Origin of the sequence: Pseudomonas sp. GM49 (assembly GCF_000282355.1) — a bacterium.
Lineage (GTDB): Bacteria > Pseudomonadota > Gammaproteobacteria > Pseudomonadales > Pseudomonadaceae > Aquipseudomonas.
Window position 1 is genome coordinate 1 of record NZ_AKJL01000006.1, and the last position, 20,471, is coordinate 20,471.

20 protein-coding genes and 1 pseudogene are annotated in these 20,471 nt (G+C 62.0%); 12 read left to right on the top strand and 9 right to left on the bottom strand.

Annotated features, from left to right (window positions below; genetic code table 11):
• Both PMI29_RS32970 and cutA read left to right on the top strand, forming a co-directional pair.
• Positions 1 to 173 (top strand): phosphoribosylformylglycinamidine synthase subunit PurQ (locus tag PMI29_RS32970; RefSeq protein WP_007993270.1); only part of this gene is annotated, 173 nt, incomplete at its 5' end.
• A 5-nt stretch (positions 174 to 178) separates the two neighbouring features.
• Complete coding sequence (gene cutA / locus PMI29_RS28915) at positions 179 to 490, top strand: Nif3-like dinuclear metal center hexameric protein (protein WP_033051870.1); 312 nt, start codon at positions 179 to 181, stop codon at positions 488 to 490.
• Between the two features lie 199 nt (positions 491 to 689).
• Here cutA and nagE read toward each other — a convergent pair whose 3' ends face one another.
• From nagE to PMI29_RS28880, 7 genes are all read right to left on the bottom strand, one after another.
• Positions 690 to 2,405: an N-acetylglucosamine-specific PTS transporter subunit IIBC gene (gene nagE / locus PMI29_RS28910; protein ID WP_007993273.1), complete on the bottom strand. Its 1,716-nt coding sequence runs from the start codon at positions 2,403 to 2,405 to the stop codon at positions 690 to 692.
• A 29-nt stretch (positions 2,406 to 2,434) separates the two neighbouring features.
• A complete protein-coding gene (ptsP, locus tag PMI29_RS28905; protein ID WP_007993275.1) occupies positions 2,435 to 4,951 on the bottom strand; it encodes a phosphoenolpyruvate--protein phosphotransferase in 2,517 nt (838 codons plus the stop codon).
• A gap of 154 nt (positions 4,952 to 5,105) precedes the next feature.
• Positions 5,106 to 6,128, bottom strand: coding sequence for an SIS domain-containing protein (locus tag PMI29_RS28900; protein WP_007993276.1), 1,023 nt, complete (start codon positions 6,126 to 6,128; stop codon positions 5,106 to 5,108).
• Positions 6,109 to 7,215, bottom strand: coding sequence for an N-acetylglucosamine-6-phosphate deacetylase (nagA, locus tag PMI29_RS28895; RefSeq protein WP_007993279.1), 1,107 nt, complete (start codon positions 7,213 to 7,215; stop codon positions 6,109 to 6,111). The genes PMI29_RS28900 and nagA overlap by 20 nt, the downstream gene beginning before the upstream one ends.
• Positions 7,216 to 7,263: 48 nt before the next feature.
• Positions 7,264 to 7,995 carry a GntR family transcriptional regulator gene (locus tag PMI29_RS28890; protein ID WP_007993280.1) on the bottom strand — a complete coding sequence of 244 codons (732 nt, stop codon included), beginning with the start codon at positions 7,993 to 7,995 and terminating at the stop codon, positions 7,264 to 7,266.
• Positions 7,996 to 8,279: 284 nt separating this feature from the next.
• On the bottom strand, positions 8,280 to 8,783 hold the full coding sequence (locus tag PMI29_RS28885) for a L,D-transpeptidase family protein (RefSeq protein ID WP_007993281.1): 504 nt from the start codon (positions 8,781 to 8,783) through the stop codon (positions 8,280 to 8,282).
• Between the two features lie 121 nt (positions 8,784 to 8,904).
• Complete coding sequence (locus tag PMI29_RS28880) at positions 8,905 to 9,456, bottom strand: NUDIX hydrolase (protein ID WP_007993282.1); 552 nt, start codon at positions 9,454 to 9,456, stop codon at positions 8,905 to 8,907.
• A 147-nt stretch (positions 9,457 to 9,603) separates the two neighbouring features.
• Here PMI29_RS28880 and PMI29_RS28875 point away from each other — a divergent pair, with 147 nt between their 5' ends.
• From PMI29_RS28875 to tadA, 10 genes and pseudogenes are all read left to right on the top strand, one after another.
• Entirely contained in the window at positions 9,604 to 10,203 is a 600-nt protein-coding gene (locus PMI29_RS28875) for a CoA pyrophosphatase (RefSeq protein WP_007982822.1), read from the top strand.
• Between the two features lie 53 nt (positions 10,204 to 10,256).
• Positions 10,257 to 10,781, top strand: coding sequence for a gamma carbonic anhydrase family protein (locus PMI29_RS28870; protein WP_007982824.1), 525 nt, complete (start codon positions 10,257 to 10,259; stop codon positions 10,779 to 10,781).
• Positions 10,778 to 10,993, top strand: coding sequence for a DUF1289 domain-containing protein (locus PMI29_RS28865; protein ID WP_007993283.1), 216 nt, complete (start codon positions 10,778 to 10,780; stop codon positions 10,991 to 10,993). Before PMI29_RS28870 ends, PMI29_RS28865 begins: the two co-directional genes overlap by 4 nt.
• 45 nt (positions 10,994 to 11,038) lie before the next feature.
• Positions 11,039 to 11,113 (top strand): annotated as a pseudogene (locus PMI29_RS32975) (preQ0 transporter); the annotation flags it as partial.
• A gap of 84 nt (positions 11,114 to 11,197) precedes the next feature.
• The gene (purT, locus tag PMI29_RS28860; RefSeq protein ID WP_007993284.1) at positions 11,198 to 12,379 is read left to right on the top strand and encodes a formate-dependent phosphoribosylglycinamide formyltransferase; all 1,182 of its coding nucleotides are present in this window, start codon (positions 11,198 to 11,200) and stop codon (positions 12,377 to 12,379) included.
• Between the two features lie 199 nt (positions 12,380 to 12,578).
• On the top strand, positions 12,579 to 13,127 hold the full coding sequence (locus PMI29_RS28855) for a hypothetical protein (RefSeq protein ID WP_007993286.1): 549 nt from the start codon (positions 12,579 to 12,581) through the stop codon (positions 13,125 to 13,127).
• Between the two features lie 238 nt (positions 13,128 to 13,365).
• The gene (gene guaB, locus PMI29_RS28850; protein WP_007993289.1) at positions 13,366 to 14,835 is read left to right on the top strand and encodes an IMP dehydrogenase; all 1,470 of its coding nucleotides are present in this window, start codon (positions 13,366 to 13,368) and stop codon (positions 14,833 to 14,835) included.
• A gap of 99 nt (positions 14,836 to 14,934) precedes the next feature.
• The gene (gene guaA, locus PMI29_RS28845) at positions 14,935 to 16,512 is read left to right on the top strand and encodes a glutamine-hydrolyzing GMP synthase (protein ID WP_007982837.1); all 1,578 of its coding nucleotides are present in this window, start codon (positions 14,935 to 14,937) and stop codon (positions 16,510 to 16,512) included.
• 200 nt (positions 16,513 to 16,712) lie between these two features.
• Positions 16,713 to 18,089: a multicopper oxidase family protein gene (locus tag PMI29_RS28840; RefSeq protein WP_007993290.1), complete on the top strand. Its 1,377-nt coding sequence runs from the start codon at positions 16,713 to 16,715 to the stop codon at positions 18,087 to 18,089.
• Complete coding sequence (gene tadA / locus PMI29_RS28835) at positions 18,089 to 18,586, top strand: tRNA adenosine(34) deaminase TadA (RefSeq protein ID WP_007993291.1); 498 nt, start codon at positions 18,089 to 18,091, stop codon at positions 18,584 to 18,586. The genes PMI29_RS28840 and tadA overlap by 1 nt, the downstream gene beginning before the upstream one ends.
• 117 nt (positions 18,587 to 18,703) lie before the next feature.
• Here the strand turns inward: tadA and cmoB are convergent, their stop codons facing one another.
• Together cmoB and cmoA are read right to left on the bottom strand one after the other, a co-directional pair.
• On the bottom strand, positions 18,704 to 19,660 hold the full coding sequence (cmoB, locus tag PMI29_RS28830) for a tRNA 5-methoxyuridine(34)/uridine 5-oxyacetic acid(34) synthase CmoB (RefSeq protein WP_007993292.1): 957 nt from the start codon (positions 19,658 to 19,660) through the stop codon (positions 18,704 to 18,706).
• Positions 19,657 to 20,436, bottom strand: a complete 780-nt coding sequence (gene cmoA / locus PMI29_RS28825) for a carboxy-S-adenosyl-L-methionine synthase CmoA (protein WP_007993294.1) — start codon at positions 20,434 to 20,436, stop codon at positions 19,657 to 19,659. The genes cmoB and cmoA overlap by 4 nt, the downstream gene beginning before the upstream one ends.
• Between the last annotated feature and the right edge of the window lie 35 nt (positions 20,437 to 20,471).

Sequence of the window (20,471 nt, forward strand, 5' to 3'; positions counted from 1 at the left end):
GCTCGCCGCGCGGGATCACCGGCCTGACCAGCCGCGACGGTCGCGTAACGATCATGATGCCGCACCCGGAGCGAGTGTTCCGCGCCGTGCAGAACTCGTGGCGTTCCGATGACTGGAACGAAGATGCACCGCTGATGCGCATGTTCCGTAATGCTCGTGTGTGGGTGAACTAAGCGCCGTGTACAAGCTCAGCTTTTTTGTTCCCGACAGTCATGTCGACGTGGTCAAGAGTGCCGTGTTCGCCGCCGGTGGCGGGCGAATCGGTGACTATGATCACTGTGCGTGGCAGGTGCTTGGCACTGGCCAGTTTCGCCCACTGGACGGCAGCCAGCCGTTCATTGGGCAAGCGGGGCAGGTCGAACAGGTCGAGGAATGGAAGGTCGAGCTTGTGGTGGCCGATGAGTTGATTCGCGCGGTGGTGGCGGCTCTGAAGCAGAGCCATCCCTACGAGACGCCGGCTTATGAAGTGTGGCGACTGGAGGATTTCTGATCTTCCTGGCTGCTTAAATGAGAAACCCGCTGAAAGTGATTTCAGCGGGTTTTTTGTTGACCGGATTTTTGTGGTGTTTGTGATGGCCTCATCGTCGGATCGCCGCCCGGAGCAAGCTCGCTCCCACAGGGTTTGGCGTACACAGTTCCAATGTGGGAGCGAGCTTGCTCGCGATGGCGGCCTATAAGGCACCGAATATCTAAACCTTGGCACTGACCTCGCTACGATTGACCAATGCTTCCAGCGCATCATTCAAGGTCGACGCCTTGTCGCCAACCAACAGATGCCAGACGCCACCGTCCAGCTGACTCACACCCTGACAACCCAGCGCTTTCAAATCACATTCCGACAAGGCCTTGCCGTCGGCCAGTTGCAGGCGCAGGCGGGTCATGGCGATGCAATCGAGTTGCAGTACATTGTCGCCACCGCCCAGCGCCTCCAGCCATTGCCGGGCTTCAGGTGTTTCCACGGCGTGAGGTGCGGGTTTATCAATGACCGCTGCAGGCGACGACACGATGGCGCGACCCAACGCCGGCATCGCTAGGCGAATCTCGTCGGCGATGGCATCGGCCATCGGCCCGACCACCACCTGCAAACTCCCGCCCTTGCCCGGACGCACCACGGCCATGGCGCCGAGCGCTTTCAAATCTGTATCCGAGGCCTTGTGGCGATCCACCATGTCCAGGCGCAAGCGCGTGGTGCAGGCGCCGACGGTGATCAGGTTTTCGGCACCGCCCAGGGCCTTGATGTAAGCCCCGGCACGCTCGTTGTCGGCCACGGCGACTTGCTCAGTGGCTGTAACACCTTCACGTCCCGGGGTTTTCAGGTCGAAGCGGCGGATACAGAAATCAAACACCACGTAATAGATCACGGCGTACGCCAGGCCCACCGGGAACACCAGCCAGCCGTTGGTGGACTTGCCCCAGCCAAGGATCATGTCGATGAAGCCACCGGAGAAGGTGAACCCCAGGTGGATGTTCAGCAGGTTGGTGATGGCCAACGACAGGCCGGTCAGCAGCGCGTGCAACAAGAAGAGCAGTGGCGCAAGGAACATGAAGGCGAACTCGACGGGTTCGGTGACGCCAGTGAGGAACGAGGTCAGGGCCATCGACAGGAAGATCCCGCCCATGACTTTGCGTCGTTCCGGCAAGGCGTTGCGGTACATCGCCAGGCACGCGGCGGGCAGGCCGAAGAGCATCATCGGGAACATGCCGGTGGTGAATTGGCCGCCCTTGGGGTCGCCGGCGAAGTAGCGCGAGATGTCGCCGGTCACGAGGGCGCCCGTAGCCGGGTCGGTGAAGTTGCCGAAGACGAACCATGCCATGTTGTTGATGATGTGGTGCAGGCCGGTGACGATCAGCAGGCGGTTGAGCACGCCGAAAATGAATGCGCCAATGCTGCCGCTTTCCAGCATCAATACGCCGAAGCTGTTGATGCCGTGCTGGATCGGCGGCCAAATCAGGCCGAACACCACGCCGAGGCCCACCGCGCTGAAGCCGGTGATGATCGGCACGAAACGCCGGCCACCGAAGAACGCCAGGTATTCCGGCAGCTTGATGTCCTTGAAACGGTTGTACAGCGCGCCGGCCATCAGGCCGCTGACGATCCCGGCGAGCATGCCCATGTTGATGCTCGGGTCGAGCACTTTGAGCGTGGAGATCATCACCAGGTAGCCGATCACCCCGGCAAGCCCCGCCGTACCGTTGTTGTCTTTGGCGAAACCGACCGCGATGCCGATGGCGAAGATCATCGCCAGGTTGGCGAAAATAACCTGACCGGCGTCGTGGATGATCGCGATGTTCAGCAGGTCGGTATCGCCCAGGCGCAGCAACAGGCCGGCAATCGGCAGGATCGCGATTGGCAGCATCAGTGCGCGACCGAGGCGCTGCAGGCCTTCAATGAAAAGTTGGTACATGGCGGATCTCCCTGGATTCTTGTTGTTCTTTAGCTCAGAGGCCAATGCTGGTGGCAGGCATGACGCACGGCGCTGGCGCTGCTCAGCTTGAGCAGGTCATGGCTGATGCGCCGGCATTCGCTGGCGTCGAGATGACGCACGCGGTCCTTGATTTCACCGATCTGTACCGGGCTCACCGATAACTCGCTGACCCCCAGGCCGATCAGTACCGGCGTGGCCAGCGGATCGGAAGCCAGTGCACCGCACACACCGACCCAACGCTTGTGCTGCGCCGCACCGGCGCAGGTCTGGGCGATCAACCGCAGCAGGGCCGGGTGCAGCGCATCGACGCGCGCGGCGAGCCCGGCATGGTCGCGGTCCATGGCCAGGGTGTATTGCGACAGGTCGTTGGTGCCGATGGACAGGAAGTCCGCGTGCTCCGCCAGTTGCTCGGCCAGCAGCGCGGCGGCCGGCACTTCAATCATCACCCCCAGTTCGGGGCGTTGCGTCAGACCGAGTTCACCGCACAAGGCGTCGAGGCGCTGGCGGATGTGCAGCAGCTCATCGACTTCAGTGATCATCGGCAGCAGGATCCGGCAGCGTGACAACGGGCGCAGGTGCAGCAGCGCGCGCAGTTGCTGGTCGAGCAGTTCCGGGCGAACCTGAGCCAGGCGAATGCCGCGCAGGCCGAGCACCGGATTGGCCTCGGCGGGCAGTGGCAGGTAGTCCAGTTGCTTGTCGCCGCCGACGTCGATGGTGCGGATGATCACCGACTTGTCGCCCATGGCATCGAGCACGGCTTGATAGGCGTGGCATTGTTCCTGTTCGTCCGGAGCAGTGTGGCGGTCGACGAAGAGAAACTCGGTGCGCAGCAAGCCGACGCCATCGGCGCCATTGGCCAATGCGTCTGCCGCTTCCGTGCTGGACGCCACGTTGGCGGCGACTTCGATGTGCAGGCCATCGGTGGTCAGCGCCGGTGTATGCGCCTGGGCCTGTTGTTCGGCCCGGCGTTGTTGCTGTTGCTGTTGCAGCTGGCGCACGTCCGCCAGGCGCTCTGCATTGGGTGTCAGTTCGAGACGGCCTCCGTCGGCGTCCAGCACCACCGGTTGCCCCTGTCGTTGATCCAGCAGCGTCGAGCCCAGTGCGACCATGCACGGCAGGCCTTTGCCCCGGGCCAGAATCGCCACGTGGGAGGTCGCGCCGCCTTCAGCCATGCACAGCCCGGCGACGCCTTGCTGGCTCAGTTGCAGCAAATCGGAGGGCGTCAGCTCATGGGCCGCGACGATGGCTCCGGCCGGCACGTCGTAATGCCAGGTATCGCCGAGCAATACGCGCAGCACCCGTTGCTTGAGGTCGCGCAGGTCGTTGGCGCGTTCGGCGAGCAATGTGCTACCGGTTTGCTGGAGCACTTCGCATTGCGCGTCGATGGCCTGGCTCCAGGCGTGAGTCGCGGCCGTGCCCTGGGCGACGGATTGACTGGCGGCGCCCAGCAAGGCCGGATCTTCGAGCAGCGCCAGGTGTGCGGCGAAAATCGCCTCTTCGGCGCTGTCCTTGTGTTTTTTTGCCTGGGCCAGGGTGTGGTCGATGTCGCTGCGCACCTGGCTCAGTGCCGCGTCCAGAGCCTGCCGTTGCTGCTGCGGATCATGATGGCCGGCATCCACCGGCAGGCTGATCGCATTCAGGCGAAACAGCGGCCCGCCGACCAGGCCGGGCGCCGCACAGACGCCGTGCAACACACCGGCTTCGGCGGGGCGATTGCGTTGGGCAATCGTGGGTGGCGCGGTGGCGTGACTGTCTTCGGCCAAGGCTGTGGATAACGCGGTCAGCAAGGCTTGCAGCGCGGCTTCGGCATCCGGGCCCTGGCAACTGACCTGGACTTCTGCCTGTTCGCCGATGGCCAGCCCCATCAGGCCGATCAGGCTGTCGCAGGTTGCCGACTTGCCGGCGAAATGCAGCCGCGATTTGCTTTTGAAACCTTGCGCGGTCTGACGGATCAACGCGGCCGGCCGCGCGTGCAGGCCGCCACGGTGAGCAATGCGTACGAGGCCGACAACCTCTGCGCCGGCAAACTCGACATCGACCTCTGCGGTCGATGTCTGTCGACGAATGATGTGCAGCAGCGGCTCACCGACCTTCACCGATTTGAGGGTGATGGGCCGTGCCTGAAAGTCCTGGCTGTTAGTGAGGATCAGCAGGCTGACCAGGCTTTTGCACTGTTGCGCAACCTTGTCCAGGTCGTAGCGCAGCAGCGGTTGGCCATTGGCGACGCGCGCACCTTCCTTGACCAGCATCGAGAAGCCCTGGCCCTGCAATTCGACCGTGTCGAGGCCCAGGTGCAGGAGCAATTCCGCGCCGTTGTCGGCCCGTAGGGTCACCGCATGACCGGTGCGGGCGACATGCACCACCACGCCGGCACACGGGGCGTGAAGGGTGTCGTTGAGCGGATCGATGGCGATGCCGTCGCCCATGGCACCGCTGGCAAACACCGGGTCCGGGACTTTGGCGAGCGTGAGCACCGGGCCGCTGAGCGGGGCGCTTAAGGTCAGCTCTTTATTGTTGTTATGCATGGCTCGGTCTCATTCAAAACATCGGATCGGATCAATACGCCCTCCTTGTAGGAGCGAGCTCGCTCGCGATGGTCGTCAACGAAAACGCGTGTTTGCTGGATAAACGCGGCGTTCTTTAGTCCATCGCGAGCAAGCTCGCTCCTACAAGGGGGGGTTAGTGCGTACGGGTGACTTTGCTCAAGTGCCGCGGCTGGTCCGGGTCCATGCCGCGGGCCACGGCCAGGCCGGCGGCCATCACGTAGAAACTCTGGATCGCCAGAATCGGGTCGAGGGCCGGGTGTTCGGCGCGGGTCAGCGTCAGGTCGCGTTCGAGCACGTCATCCGGTGCGGCCAGCAGGACACGGGCGCCACGCTGGCGCATGTCGGCCGCCAGGCTCAGCAAACCGGCCTGCTCGGCACCCCGTGGGGCGAACACCAGCAGCGGGTAGTTGTCGCCGATCAAGGCCATCGGGCCGTGACGGACTTCGGCGCTGCTGAAGGCTTCGGCCTGGATCGCCGAGGTTTCCTTGAACTTGAGCGCCGCTTCCTGGGCGATGGCGAAACCGGCGCCACGGCCGATCACCATCAGCCGCTGACAGTCGCGCAAGGCGTCGATGGCCGGGCTCCAGTCCTGTTGCGCGGCGTCGCGCAGTCCCTCGGGCAAGGCGGAACCAGCCTCGAGCAGTTCGGCGTCTTCTTTCCAGTGACCAATCAGCCGGGCGCTGGCGCTGAGGGTGGCGATAAAACTCTTGGTCGCGGCGACGCTGCTTTCGATGCCAGCACACAGTGGCAGGCTGAATTCGCAGGCGGCTTCCAGCGGCGAGTCTTCGGCATTGACCAGCGAAATGCTCAAGGCTCCGCGCTTGCGTAACAGGCGCAGGCTGTTGACCAGGTCAGGGCTTTGTCCCGATTGCGAAAAGGCGAATGCCACCTGGCCGCTGACCTTCAACGGCGCCTGCTGCATGGTCACCACCGACATCGGCAACGACGCCACCGGGATACCCAGCAGTTGCATGGTCAGGTAGGCGAAGTAACTGGCGGCGTGGTCGGAGCTGCCGCGCGCCACGGTCATGACCACTTGCGGCGGCTGACGGCGCAGGCGGCCGGCGATCTCGATCAACTGCGGATCGAGTTGTTGCAGCTGGGCTTGCACGGCCTCGAACGAGGACAGCGCCTCTTCAAGCATTTTTGAAGTCAATGTCTTCTCCTTCGACCATGACGGCGGTCAGTTTCAGTGAGCGATCCAGCCGCACGCAGTCGGCCCAGGCCCCCGATTGCAGGCGCCCGCGTTCGGTGATGCCGAGGTAGTCGGCGGGGAATTGCGACAGGCGCTGCGAGGCTTCGGCGATGGGCAGGCCGATCTTCACCAGATTGCGCAGGGCCTGATCCATGGTCAGGGTGCTGCCGGCCAGGGTGCCGTCGGGCAGGCGCACGCCGCCCAGGCATTTGGTCACGGTGTGGCTGCCGAGCTTGTATTCGCCGTCGGGCATGCCGGCGGCGGCGGTCGAGTCGGTGACGCAGTACAGGCACGGGATCGAACGCAGGGCCACGCGGATCGCGCCGGGGTGCACGTGCAGCAAGTCCGGAATCAGTTCGGCGTATTGGGCGTGGGCCAACGCGGCGCCGACGATCCCCGGTTCGCGGTGATGCAGCGGGCTCATGGCGTTGTAGAGGTGGGTGAAACTGCTGGCGCCGGCTGCCAGCGCAGCCACGCCTTCCTCGTAACTGCCCAGGGTGTGGCCGATCTGCATGCGGATGCCACGGGCGCTGAGGTCGCGGATCAAGGCGTCGTGGCCGGCAATTTCCGGGGCAATGGTGATCACCCGGATCGGTGCGAGCGCCAGGTACGCTTCGACTTCGGCCATCAGCGCGGTGTGGGCGAAGTTGGGTTGCGCACCGAGTTTGCCGGGATTGATGTAGGGGCCTTCGAGGTGCACACCGAGCACCCGGGCGCAGCCGTGGGGTCGCTGCTCACAGAATTCGCCGACGGCCTTGAGCACGCGCAAGATCTCTTCGTTCGGTGCGGTCATGGTGGTGGCCAGCAACGACGTGGTGCCGAAGCGCACGTGGGTGCGGGTGATGGTTTCGAAGGCCGGCGTGCCCTCCATGATGTCTTTGCCGCCACCGCCGTGCACGTGCAGGTCGATGAAGCCCGGCAGCAGGTACGGCAGATCGTTGTCCGCCGGATCGCAGGACACGCCTTCGATGGCGACGACCTTGCCGTGTTCGTGAACCAGCCGGCCGCGTACCCAGCCGTCGGGGGTGAGGATGTTGTCTTCGGACATGTGAGGTTCTCGGTGTTTAGCGACGCAGCTCTTTATCTACGAAGCTCTTTATCTACGAAGCTCTGCGACAAAGTCGTAGTAGTCGTTACGGCAATAGGTGTCGGTGACTTCAATGGGCGTGTTGTCTTCCAGGTAGCCGACCCGGGTCATCAGCAGCATGGCGGTGCCGGGGGCGATACCGACCAGCGCGGCGAACTCGTCCGAAGCGTTGATCGCCTGGATATGCTGCAAGGCGCGGACAACCGGTTTGCCGATGCCGTCGAGGAATTCGTAGAGGGAGTCGCCGACCATTTGCGGCTTGGGAATGATCGAGGCGGGCAGGGTGCTCATCTCGATAGCCATTACGGTGTCGTCGGCTTTACGCAGGCGTTTGAGGCGCGCGACTTTGTCGTTGGGCGACAGGCCGAGGCGGATCAGCTCTTCGTGGGTCGGCAGGGTGATTTCCCGCTCCAGCCATTGCGAGCCGGGCACGAAACCCTTGAGACGGAGCATTTCACTGAAACCGGAAAGGCGCGACAACGGTTGTTCGAGGCGCGGCGTGATGAAGGTGCCGGAGCCCTGGTTGCGGCGGATCAGGCCTTGTTCGAACAGCACTTCCAGCGCCTTGCGGGCGGTGACGCGGGAGATGCCCAGCGTCTCGCTCAGGTTGCGCTCCGAAGGCATGGCCTGTTCGGCTTTCCACTGGCCGGCATGGATCGCCGCTTCCAGATTGCGTGCCAGTTGCAGATACAACGGCGTGGGTTGGGTATCGTCGGGGCGCAGGGCCTGTAGGTCGTTCATGTAGGCATTGTCCGATGCGGATATAGGATTGTTGTCGCCCGGTTGTGAGGCGAAACTAATACCACTTACATACCATGTCAACGCGGGTGTTTTACAAGAATGTGCCAATTGTGGCTGGCTGGAGGTGGGGTGGTTTGAAGTGGTATTAGCGGTAGGCTTTAAAACGACAAAGATCGCAGCCTGCGGCAGCTCCTACAGAGCGAAATGGTATTCACCCCGTAGGAGCTGCCGCAGGCTGCGATCTTTTGATTTTATTTTTTGATGCCGACCAATGGTCGAGGGAATTACGGACGAATCTCGATCATCGTGCCGTCCGGCACCAGGTTCCAGACTTCGCGCATGTCCATGTTGCGCATGGCGATGCAGCCGTCGGTCCAGTCCAGGGTGTGGAACAGGTCTTCCGGGGTGTCCACGGTGTCCGGGGTGCCGTGGATCATGATCATGCCGCCGGGCTCGACGCCTTCACGACGGGCGCGGGCAGAGTCGCTGATGTTCGGGTAGGAAATGTGCATTGCCAGGTTGAATTTATCACTGGTCTTGCGCCAGTCGACCCAGTAGAAGCCTTCCGGGGTGCGTTTGTCGCCTTCCATCAGCTTCGGCCCCTTGGGGCGCTTGCCCAGGGAAATGCGATAGGTCTTGAGCGGCTTGCCGTCATTGATCAATTGCAATTGATGGGAAGACTTGAGAATCAGGATTTTCTCGATGACCTTGCCGTCCAGGGTTTCCACGGCAGAAGCCTGGGATACCGTGACGAACGACAAACAGAACAGGGCAAGCAACCAGCGCATTGAAACGATTCCCCAGGAGGTGTCGCGACTATTTATGTATAGATGTTTTTGCAGGAGCCGCCGAAGGCTCGGGGCGCGTTCGGACGATCGTTCAGCGCCTTCGAATGATAACAAGATGACATCAGGTATTGGCAGGCTGAGCAAGCGGCGGGATCGATTCAGACCGTACGGGATAGATCTCGGTCCGCCGGTCAGCGAAGAAGCATTCTAAGGTACGGCCCACCGTGCGGAAAGCCAGCTCATCCCAAGGAATGTCCGCTTCGTCGAATAGTTGCACTTCCAGGCTCTCGGGGCCGGCAGAAAAGTCCAGGTCCGCCAGCTCGGCGCGGAAGAACACATGTACCTGGCTGATGTGCGGCACGTCGATCAGGGTATAGATGCTCAGGTTGCGCACCCGGGCGCAGGCTTCCTCGGCGGTTTCGCGAATGGCCGCCTGCTCGATGGTCTCGCCGTTCTCCATGAAGCCCGCGGGCAGGGTCCAGTAGCCGCGGCGCGGCTCGATGGCCCGCCGGCACAGCAACACCTTGCTGCCCCAGGTCGCCACGCAGCCGGCGACGATATTGGGGTTCTGGTAGTGAATGGCCTGACAGCTGTCGCAGACAAAACGCAGGCGGGAATCGCCTTCGGGAATGCGCTGGGTCACCGGGTTGCCGCACTGGCTGCAAAATTTCATGCTTGGGTTCCTGAATGCTGGGCCTATCTTGGCGTGCGGCAGTGTCTGTCGGCAAGTTGTCGTTTCGCGACATGGGGCGGTTGCGGGGGTTGGGCGGCCGCAGCGATTGGTGCATGATGCCGGGTAAGGCACAGATCGAGAACACTCATGCTGGACGAGCTACTGCATCGGGTAAGTAACCACACACCACGCACGTTGGAGACCGACCATCGTTTTCCCGAGGCCGCAGTGCTGGTGCCGATCACCCGCAGTGACGAGCCAGAGCTGGTGTTGACCCTGCGCGCCAGCGGACTGTCGACCCATGGCGGTGAAGTCGCCTTTCCCGGCGGGCGCCGTGACCCCGAAGACCCCGACCTGATTTTTACTGCCTTGCGTGAGGCCGAAGAAGAGATCGGCCTGCCGCCGGGGCTGGTCGAGGTGATCGGCCCGCTCAGCCCGCTGATCAGCCTGCATGGCATCAAGGTCACCCCGTATGTCGGGGTGATTCCGGATTTCGTCGAATACCAGGCCAACGATGCCGAGATCGCCGCCGTGTTCAGCGTGCCCCTGGAGTTCTTCCGCAAAGATCCCCGTGAACATACCCATCGCATCGATTATCAGGGCCACAGCTGGTATGTGCCGAGCTATCGCTTTGGTGAATACAAGATCTGGGGGCTGACGGCGATCATGATCGTCGAGTTGATCAACTTGCTGTATGACGCGAAAATCAGCCTGCACCAACCTCCCAAAAGCTTTATCAATACCTGAAGCCATCGTTCGAATGGTTTGAACCTGCCTGCCTGAGCCTTGAGGACAACACAATGAAATACCGCCTGGGCGACGCCCGCGTCGAAACCCATCCACAGAGCTGGGTTGCTCCCAATGCCGTGCTGGTGGGCAAGGTCAAGCTGGAAGAGGGCGCCAACGTCTGGTTCAACACTGTACTGCGCGGCGACAATGAGTTGATCCTCATCGGCAAGAACAGCAACGTCCAGGACGGTACCGTGATGCACACCGACATGGGCTACCCGCTGGTCATCGGCACCGGCGTGACCATCGGCCACAATGCCATGCTTCATGGCTGTACCGTCGGCGATTACAGCCTGATCGGCATCAACGCGGTGATTCTCAATGGCGCGAAGATTGGCAAGAACTGCATCATCGGCGCCAATTCGCTGATCGGCGAAGGCAAGGAGATTCCGGACGGATCGCTGGTCATGGGTTCACCCGGCAAAGTGGTGCGCGAATTGACCGAGCCGCAAATCAAAATGCTGGAGGCCAGCGCTGCTCACTACGTGCACAACTCGCAGCGTTATGCCCGCGATCTGGCCGAGCAGGAACAATGACCGACACCGAACGCCCGGTAGCATCGCCCTGCGTGAACATTTGCGCGCTGGACGAGGATGACATCTGTACCGGTTGCCAGCGCACGGTGGAAGAAATCACCCGCTGGAGCCGCATGGACAACGCCGAGCGCCGCAAGGTGCTGGGGTTGTGTCATGAGCGGGCCAAGGCCAGCGGGTTGATCTGGATGCTCAACAAAGCACCCAACCGGTAGCAGCTGGCGAAGCCTGCTGCTACAAGGATCGCGTTGCATCATGGCTCGAAGTACGCCGGGGGCACCGCCGTGTGGCTGATCATGGCCTGGCGCCTGCGCAAACAGGCTGTCGTCGGCTGAAGTTCATGTAAAATGCCGCGCTTTCTCCCCATGGGAAGCGCGCATGGCGCGTCCCGCGATGATCCGCTCCTTGAGGACCTTCAGATGACCCGTATCGGAACTCCATTGTCGCCCACCGCGACCCGCGTATTGATGTGTGGCTGTGGCGAGTTGGGCAAGGAAGTGGTGATCGAGCTGCAACGCCTGGGCGTTGAAGTGATTGCCGTGGATCGCTACGCCAACGCACCGGCCATGCAGGTTGCGCACCGCAGCCACGTGATCAACATGCTTGATGGTGCGGCCTTGCGCGCCGTGATCGAAGCCGAGAAGCCGCACTTTATCGTGCCGGAAATCGAAGCCATCGCCACCTCGACCCTGGTGGAGCTGGAGGCCGAAGGTTTCAACGTGATCCCGACCGCCCGCGCCGCGCAACTGACCATGAACCGCGAAGGCATCCGTCGCCTGGCCGCCGAAGAGCTGGACCTGCCAACCTCGCCGTACCACTTCGCCGACACCTTCGAGGACTACAGCAAAGCCGTCGAAGACCTCGGTTTCCCCTGCGTGGTCAAGCCGGTCATGAGTTCTTCGGGCAAGGGCCAGAGCCTGCTGCGCAGCGTCGATGACATGCAGAAAGCCTGGGACTACGCCCAGGAAGGTGGCCGCGCCGGTAAAGGTCGCGTGATCATCGAAGGCTTCATCGATTTCGACTACGAAATCACCCTGCTGACCGTGCGCCATGTGGGCGGCACCACCTTCTGCGCGCCGGTCGGCCACCGTCAGGAGAAGGGCGACTACCAGGAATCCTGGCAGCCGCAAGCCATGAGCCCGATTGCCCTGGCTGAATCCGAACGCGTCGCCAAAGCCGTGACCGAAGCCCTGGGTGGCCGTGGTCTGTTCGGCGTCGAGCTGTTCATCAAGGGTGATCAGGTGTGGTTCAGCGAAGTCTCGCCGCGCCCGCACGACACCGGTCTGGTGACCCTGATTTCCCAGGACCTGTCGCAGTTCGCCCTGCACGCCCGGGCCATTCTCGGTCTGCCGATTCCGTTGATCCGTCAGTTTGGCCCATCGGCCTCGGCGGTGATCCTGGTGGAAGGGCAGTCGACCCAGACCGCTTTCGCCAATCTGGGCGCTGCCTTGAGCGAGCCGGATACCGCGCTGCGTCTGTTCGGCAAGCCTGAAGTCAACGGTCAGCGCCGCATGGGCGTGGCCCTGGCGCGCGACGAATCGATCGAAGCCGCCCGCGCCAAGGCGACCCGTGCTTCGCAGGCGGTTGTCGTAGAACTGTAAAAACCGTTCGGGCAGGTCCGCAATTCCCTGTGGGAGCGGGCTTGCCCGCGATGGCGGTGTGTCAGTCGGAGTAGATGTTGGATTTGCCGGCCTTTTCGCGGGCAAGCCCGCTCCCACAGGGTCAGCCTATAATTTGTGAATATGTGTCTTGTCCGCGCGACCGTTGAGGTCTCTTCATCAAAGCTCCAGGCCTGTACCCATGAATTCCCAAAGCATCATCGTCCCGAAAATCTCCACCCTGCCGGTGCACGAACCCCGGGCCAGGGCCGTTGTGCGCTGGCTGGTGCGCAAGAACATCATCCAGGAAGAACTGACCACTTGCGGCCGCACCGGCAACCGCATGGGCCACGCCATTGCCGAGGGTGCCCGTGAGGTGGTCCTGCATCCGGAAGCGCTGCCGTTTGGCGAAGCCGTCAACGGCCTGGAAATTGTCACCAAGCGCTGCATCTATACGCCGGCCAAGGGTTTTCTTGGAGAAGCAGGTTGTGCCGAGTGCCGCAAGGAAATCGGTGAAGCCCTGTTCGAAAGCCTGGAAGACTGGATGCCAGGACGCACCGACAACTTCACCTGCCCGGAATGCGGGCATGAAGACGACATCAACGGCTTCCTGTTCCTGCAGGAATGCGGCTTCTCCAACCTCGGTTTCATCTTCAACAACTGGGCCGAAGCCGGGTTTAAACAGCACTTTCTCGACGAGTTCGCCGATTGGCTGGATCAGCCGGTCAGTTGGGTAAAAGTCGAACTCTGAAACCTGTAGGAGCGAGCTTGCTCGCGATGGGCGTAAACGATGACGCGTGCTGTCTGGAAACAAGTGCCGCCTTCAGTTTCATCGCGAGCAAGCTCGCTCCTACAAAAAAAACAGCAATTTCATGGTTTTGATTCCCGTATATCCGTAATGCCAATAATAGTCAGAGTTTTACATTGAACCCGAGGGGGTGTCTGACTATAATGGCGCGCTTCCATTTTCCCGCTCGGGAGCCCCCGCGATGCTGCGTATCAGCCAAGAAGCTCTGACATTCGACGACATTCTCCTAGTGCCCGGTTATTCCGAGGTGCTTCCTAACGAAGTCAGTCTCAAGACCCGCCTTACCCGTGGCATCGAGCTGAATATTCCACTGGTTTCCGCTGCCATGGACACCGTCACTGAAGCCCGTCTGGCAATCGCCATGGCTCAGGAAGGTGGTATCGGCATCATCCACAAGAACATGACCATCGAGCAGCAAGCTGCCGAAGTGCGCAAGGTCAAGCGTTACGAAGCCGGTGTGGTCAAGGACCCGATCACCATCGTCGCCGACGCCACCGTGCGCGAGTTGTTCGAACTGACCCGCATGCACAACATCTCCGGCGTTCCGGTGCTGCACAATGGCGACCTGGTCGGCATTGTCACCTCCCGTGACGTGCGTTTCGAGAACCGTCTGGAAGCCACTGTCCGTGAAGTGATGACGCCTAAAGAGCGTCTGGTCACGGTCAAGGAAGGCGCCGACAAGAACGATGTGCGTGAACTGCTGCACAAGCACCGCATCGAACGCGTGCTGATCGTCGACGACAAATTCGCCCTCAAGGGCATGATGACCGTCAACGACATCGAAAAAGCCAAGGCTTACCCGCTGGCCAGCAAGGACGATCAAGGTCGTCTGCGCGTTGGCGCGGCCGTCGGCACCGGTAAAGACACCGGTGACCGCGTAGCCGCCCTGGTCAATGCCGGCGTTGACGTGGTGGTGGTCGACACCGCACACGGTCACTCCAAAGGCGTGATCGACCGCGTTCGCTGGGTCAAACAGAACTTCCCCGAAGTGCAGGTCATCGGCGGCAACATTGCCACCGGCGCTGCCGCCAAGGCCCTGGCCGAAGCCGGCGCTGACGCAGTCAAGGTCGGTATCGGCCCTGGCTCGATCTGCACCACCCGTATCGTCGCCGGTGTCGGCGTGCCGCAAATCAGTGCCATCGCCAACGTCGCCGCTGCCCTTGAAGGCACTGGCGTGCCGTTGATCGCCGACGGCGGTATCCGTTTCTCCGGTGACCTGTCCAAGGCCATCGTTGCCGGTGCTTCCTGCGTGATGATGGGCTCGATGTTCGCCGGTACCGAAGAAGCTCCGGGCGAGATCGAACTGTTCCAGGGCCGTTCGTACAAGGCTTATCGCGGCATGGGTTCGCTGGGCGCCATGTCCCAGGCTCAAGGCTCCTCCGACCGTTACTTCCAGGACTCCTCGGCAGGCGCCGAGAAGCTCGTTCCGGAAGGCATCGAGGGGCGTGTTCCGTACAAGGGCACCCTGAGCGCGATCATCCACCAGTTGATGGGCGGCCTGCGCTCTTCGATGGGCTACACCGGTAGCGCCAACATCGAAGAGATGCGCACCAAGCCTGAGTTCGTGCGGATCACCGGCGCCGGCATGGCCGAGTCCCACGTTCACGACGTGCAGATCACCAAAGAAGCGCCGAACTACCGCGTAGGTTGAGCCTTCAAGCAACAAGCTAAGCAACCGGGGCTGTTTTATTCAGCCCCGAGTTGTTTCTGAATCACGACTGTTTCCGAATTTTTTAGACGAGACTGAATCATGGCCCTCGACATTCACGCTCACCGCATCCTGATCCTCGACTTCGGTTCCCAGTACACTCAGCTGATCGCCCGCCGCGTGCGTGAAATCGGCGTGTACTGCGAACTGCACCCGTTCGACATGGACGAAGATGCGATCCGCGAGTTCGCTCCTAAAGGCGTCATCCTCGCAGGCGGCCCGGAGTCGGTCCACGAAGCCAACAGCCCTCGCTGCCCGCAAGCCGTTTTCGACCTGGGCGTACCGGTGTTCGGTATCTGCTATGGCATGCAGACCATGGCCGAGCAACTGGGCGGCAAGGTTGAAGGTTCCGAGCTGCGTGAGTTCGGCTATGCCCGCGTTGACGTGGTCGGCAAGAGCCGCCTGCTCGACGGCATCGAAGACCACATCGACGCCGACGGCCTGTTCGGCCTCGACGTATGGATGAGCCACGGTGACAAGGTCACCAAAATGCCGTCTGACTTCCACATCCTGGCCAGCACCCCGAGCTGCCCGATCGCCGGCATGTTCAGCGATGAGCGTCGCTACTACGGCGTGCAGTTCCACCCGGAAGTGACCCACACCAAGCAAGGCGGTCGTATTCTGTCGCGCTTCATCCTCGACATCTGCGAGTGCGAAGCCCTGTGGACTCCGTCGAAGATCGCTGAAGACGCCATCGCCCAGGTTCGCGCCCAGGTCGGCACCGACAACGTCCTGCTCGGTCTGTCCGGCGGCGTTGACTCGTCCGTGGTTGCCGCGCTGCTGCACAAGGCCATCGGCGATCAACTGACTTGCGTGTTCGTCGACAACGGCCTGCTGCGCCTGCACGAAGGCGAGCAAGTGATGGCCATGTTCGCCGAGAACATGGGCGTCAAGGTGATCCGCGCCAACGCCGAGGAGCAGTTCCTGGGCAACCTGGCCGGCGAAGCCGACCCGGAGAAGAAGCGCAAGATCATCGGCCGTACCTTCATCGACGTGTTCGATGCCGAATCCTGCAAGCTGGACAACATCAAGTACCTGGCCCAGGGCACCATCTACCCGGACGTGATCGAGTCGGCTGGCGCGAAAAGCGGCAAGGCCCACGTGATCAAGTCGCACCACAACGTGGGCGGCCTGCCGGAAGAAATGAACCTCAAGCTGGTCGAGCCACTGCGCGAGCTGTTCAAGGACGAAGTCCGTCGTCTGGGCCTGGAACTGGGCCTGCCGTACGACATGGTCTACCGTCACCCGTTCCCGGGCCCGGGCCTGGGCGTGCGCATCCTCGGTGAAGTGAAGAAGGAATACGCCGACCTGCTGCGTCGTGCCGACCACATCTTCATCGAAGAACTGCGCAAGGCCGACTGGTACCACAAGGTCAGCCAGGCATTCGTGGTGTTCCAGCCGGTGAAATCGGTTGGCGTGGTCGGCGATGGCCGTCGTTACGCCTGGGTCGTGGCCCTGCGTGCCGTGGAAACCATCGACTTCATGACCGCCCGTTGGGCACACCTGCCTTACGAACTGCTGGAAACCGTCAGCGGCCGCATCATCAATGAAATCGAAGGCATCTCCCGCGTCACCTACGACGTGTCGAGCAAGCCGCCGGCGACCATTGAGTGGGAATGATCCCGCACCAGCCCTGAAGGGTTGATCGCAGGATGAAAAGCCGTGTGAACGTGAGTTCACGCGGCTTTTTGCGTTTATGCCGGCCCTGCCTGCGGCCCGTCGTCACGCCCGCTTTGCTGTTTCTTTCACAACTGCGGGTGTATCGTATTCGCCTTTTGCGGGCCCCGGGCCTGTAGCTGATACGTGAGGTAGTTGAGTTCATGTCCTTTACCCGTCGCCAAATACTCGGTGGCCTGGCCGGTCTTGTTGTCGTTGGCGTGGGAGCCGGGGGGGCGTCGCGTTACTGGTTGGGCAAGATGGCCGACGCTGACGCGGGCCACGACTATGAACTGATCGCGGCACCGCTGGACGTCGAGCTGGTGGCCGGGCACAAGACCCAGGCCTGGGCGTTCGGCCCTTCGGCGCCGGGTACCGAGTTGCGGGCGCGCCAGGGTGACTGGTTGCGGGTGCGCTTTATCAATCACCTGCCGGTCGCCACCACTATTCACTGGCACGGCATCCGCTTGCCGCTGGAAATGGATGGCGTGCCTTACGTCTCGCAGCTTCCGGTGCTGCCGGGTGAATACTTCGACTACAAATTTCGTGTGCCGGACGCCGGCAGCTACTGGTATCACCCGCACGTGAACAGCAGCGAAGAACTCGGTCGCGGGCTGGTCGGGCCGCTGATCGTCGAAGAACGCGAGCCGACCGGTTTCAAGTATGAAAAAACCTTGAGCCTCAAGAGCTGGCATGTCGACGATGTCGGCAATTTCGTCGAGTTCAGCATTCCCCGGGAAGCGGCCCGGGGCGGCACGGCAGGGCGCCTGGCGACCATCAATGGCGTGCCGCAAGCGGTGATCGAGTTGCCGGCCGGGCAGATTACCCGCGTGCGCCTGCTCAACCTCGACAACACATTGACCTATCGCCTGAACATTCCCGGCGTCGAAGCGCAGATCTACGCGCTGGACGGAAACCCCATCGAACCACGCCCGCTGGGCAAGGAATACTGGCTCGGCCCCGGTATGCGCATTTGCCTGGCGATCAAGGCCCCGCCGGCCGGTGAAGAATTGTCCCTGCGTAACGGCCCGGTGCGCCTGGGCACGTTCCGTTCGGTGGCCAATAGCGATGCGCCGACCGAGTGGCCACCTGCACTGCCGGCCAACCCGATCGCCGAGCCCGACCTGAGCAATGCCGAGAAACTCAACTTCAATTTTGAATGGGCCGGCTCGGTATCGGTCAATGTCGACAATGGCAAACCGCCGAGCCTGTGGCAAATTAACGGCAAGGCCTGGGACATTACCGACAAGACCTGCGCCGACCGCCCGATTGCCAAGCTCGAGAAGGGCAAGAGCTACATTTTCGAATTGAAAAACATGACTCAGTATCAGCACCCGATCCACCTGCACGGCATGAGTTTCAAGGTCATCGCCTCGAACCGGCACAAGGTCATTCCGTATTTCACCGACACCTACCTGCTGGGCAAGAACGAGCGCGCGCAAGTGGCGCTGGTGGCGGATAACCCCGGGGTGTGGATGTTCCATTGCCATGTGATCGACCACATGGAAACTGGCCTGATGGCCGCCATCGAGGTGGCGTGATGCGTCAGATTCGTCCCGCCGCGATCGTCGACCGCAGCCGTGACCGCGACTTCATGCGCGAAGCCCTGGCCCTGGCGGCTCAAGGCGCAGCCCTGGGCGAAGTGCCGGTGGGCGCGGTGCTGGTGCAGGACGGGGAAATCATCGGTCGCGGCTTCAACTGCCCGATCAGCGCCAGCGATCCCAGCGCCCACGCGGAAATGGTCGCGATCCGCGCCGCTGCACAAGCGGTGAGCAACTATCGCCTGCCGGGCAGCACGCTGTACGTGACGCTGGAACCGTGCAGCATGTGCGCCGGCCTGATCGTGCATTCGCGGATAACGCGGGTGGTGTACGGCGCGCTGGAGCCGAAAGCCGGGATTGTGCAGAGCCAGGGGCAGTTCTTTACCCAGGGCTTTTTGAATCACCGGGTGTTGTATGAAGGCGGGGTGTTGGCGCAGGAGTGCGGGGCGGTGTTGAGCGAGTTTTTCAAGGCGCGCAGAGCAAAGCCTTCAGACTAAACACCAACCCCTGTGGGAGCGGGCTTGCTCGCGATGGTGGATCAGTCGACATCAATGAACCTGACACTCCATCGCGAGCAAGCTCGCTCCTACAGGGGATCTCCATTGTCTGGAGATTTATTTGCGAGCGACGATGACCGCCCGCATCGGCGCCGGCAGCCCTTCAATGGTCTTGCTGTGGTCTTCCGGATCGAGGAAGTCACTGAGCGACTGATACTTCATCCACTCCGTCCCGCGCTGTTCCGCGACCGTGGTAGTGCTCACATCCACGCACTTCACATCGGTGAACCCGGCACGACGCAGCCACAGCTCCAGCGCCGGCACCGACGGCAGGAACCACACGTTACGCATCTGCGCATAGCGGTCTTCCGGCACCAGCACCTGATGCTTGTCGCCTTCGACCACCAGCGTTTCCAGCACCAGTTCACCGCCCTTGACCAGGCAATCCTTCAGCGCCAGCAAATGCTCGATGGGCGAACGGCGGTGATAGAACACGCCCATGGAAAACACCGTGTCGAAGCCTTCGAGGTTCGGCGGCAGGTCTTCAAAGGGAAACGGCAGGTGCCAGGCGTTCGGCTCCGACAGGTAACGCTGTACGGCCTGGAATTGGCAGAAAAAGAGCCAGTTCGGATCGACACCGATCACGCTGTCCGCGCCGGCGCCGAGCATGCGCCACATGTAATAGCCGTTGCCGCAGCCGACATCGAGGATGCGCTTGCCCGCAAGGTCCAGGTGCGGTGCCACGCGGGACCATTTCCAGTCCGAGCGCCATTCGGTGTCGACGTGCACACCGAACAGGTCGAACGGCCCCTTGCGCCATGGCGACAAGCCCATCAACGCGGTGCGCATTTGCGCGCGGGTTGCATCGTCGCAGTCGGTGTCCAGCTTCAAGCCGTTGAGCAAATCGACTTCGCTCGGCTGGATTTTCGGCAAGGCGTCCAGCGCGCTTTGCCAGCGCTCCAGGTCGCCATGACCTTTTTCCATTTTCTTGTCGAGTTGCGCTTGCAGGGTGTTGGCCCAGTCGGCCAGCGGGGTGCCGGCCAGACGGCGGGCGAGGGGGGACAGATCAATCATGGCAAGGCAATCAACGAGGCAAAGTTAAGACACTGGAACCACGGCACGACTTTCGAGAACCCGGCGGCCAGCAGGCGTTCGCGGTGTTCTTCGAGGCTGTCGGGCTTCATGACGTTTTCGATGGCGCTGCGCTTCTGGGCGATTTCCAGTTCGCTGTAGCCGTTGGCGCGTTTGAAGGCAATGTGCAGGTCAGTGAGCAGTGCGTGCTCCTGCTCGTCTTCAAAGCGCAGTTTTTCCGAGAGGATCAGGGCACCGCCAGGCAACAGCGATTGGCGGATGCGCGATAACAACGCCGTGCGCTGCTCCGGGGCAATGAATTGCAGGGTGAAGTTCAGCGCTACTACCGAGGCAGGCTGGAACTCCAGAGCGAGGATGTCGCCTTCGATCACTTCGACCGGCAGCAACTCCTGAAACATCGAATCCTGTCCGTTGAGGTACTCGCGGCAGCGTTCGACCATCGCCGTCGAGTTATCCACAGCAATCACCCGGCAACCGTCGGTGCGCACGTGCCGGCGCAGGGCCTGGGTCACGGCCCCCAGCGACGAGCCCAGGTCGTAGAGCACGCTATTGGGCTGGGCGAACTGCGCGGCGAGCACGCCAAGGTTTTCGACGATGGTCGGATAGCCCGGCACCGAGCGCTTGATCATGTCCGGGAACACCCGCACCACATCCTCGTTAAAGGCGAAGTCAGGCACCTGGGCCAAAGGCTGGGCGAAAAGGCGATCGGATTCTTTGCTCACGGCGGTTCCAGCGGCGTAGGTGGAAAAGGCCGGCATTTTAGCCAAGTTGGCGTGGGGATGCGCGGGTTGTC

Excerpts from the sequence above, each read along its gene's own strand:
- nagE (WP_007993273.1), bottom strand. The coding sequence starts at position 2,405 with ATGTACCAACTTTTCATTGAAGGCCTGCAGCGCCTCGGTCGCGCACTG.
- ptsP (WP_007993275.1), bottom strand. The coding sequence starts at position 4,951 with ATGCATAACAACAATAAAGAGCTGACCTTAAGCGCCCCGCTCAGCGGC.
- nagA (WP_007993279.1), bottom strand. The coding sequence starts at position 7,215 with ATGTCCGAAGACAACATCCTCACCCCCGACGGCTGGGTACGCGGCCGG.
- PMI29_RS28890 (WP_007993280.1), bottom strand. The coding sequence starts at position 7,995 with ATGAACGACCTACAGGCCCTGCGCCCCGACGATACCCAACCCACGCCG.
- PMI29_RS28885 (WP_007993281.1), bottom strand. The coding sequence starts at position 8,783 with ATGCGCTGGTTGCTTGCCCTGTTCTGTTTGTCGTTCGTCACGGTATCC.
- PMI29_RS28880 (WP_007993282.1), bottom strand. The coding sequence starts at position 9,456 with ATGAAATTTTGCAGCCAGTGCGGCAACCCGGTGACCCAGCGCATTCCC.
- PMI29_RS28875 (WP_007982822.1), top strand. The coding sequence starts at position 9,604 with ATGCTGGACGAGCTACTGCATCGGGTAAGTAACCACACACCACGCACG.
- PMI29_RS28870 (WP_007982824.1), top strand. The coding sequence starts at position 10,257 with ATGAAATACCGCCTGGGCGACGCCCGCGTCGAAACCCATCCACAGAGC.
- PMI29_RS28865 (WP_007993283.1), top strand. The coding sequence starts at position 10,778 with ATGACCGACACCGAACGCCCGGTAGCATCGCCCTGCGTGAACATTTGC.
- purT (WP_007993284.1), top strand. The coding sequence starts at position 11,198 with ATGACCCGTATCGGAACTCCATTGTCGCCCACCGCGACCCGCGTATTG.
- PMI29_RS28855 (WP_007993286.1), top strand. The coding sequence starts at position 12,579 with ATGAATTCCCAAAGCATCATCGTCCCGAAAATCTCCACCCTGCCGGTG.
- guaB (WP_007993289.1), top strand. The coding sequence starts at position 13,366 with ATGCTGCGTATCAGCCAAGAAGCTCTGACATTCGACGACATTCTCCTA.
- guaA (WP_007982837.1), top strand. The coding sequence starts at position 14,935 with ATGGCCCTCGACATTCACGCTCACCGCATCCTGATCCTCGACTTCGGT.
- PMI29_RS28840 (WP_007993290.1), top strand. The coding sequence starts at position 16,713 with ATGTCCTTTACCCGTCGCCAAATACTCGGTGGCCTGGCCGGTCTTGTT.
- tadA (WP_007993291.1), top strand. The coding sequence starts at position 18,089 with ATGCGTCAGATTCGTCCCGCCGCGATCGTCGACCGCAGCCGTGACCGC.
- cmoB (WP_007993292.1), bottom strand. The coding sequence starts at position 19,660 with ATGATTGATCTGTCCCCCCTCGCCCGCCGTCTGGCCGGCACCCCGCTG.
- cmoA (WP_007993294.1), bottom strand. The coding sequence starts at position 20,436 with ATGCCGGCCTTTTCCACCTACGCCGCTGGAACCGCCGTGAGCAAAGAA.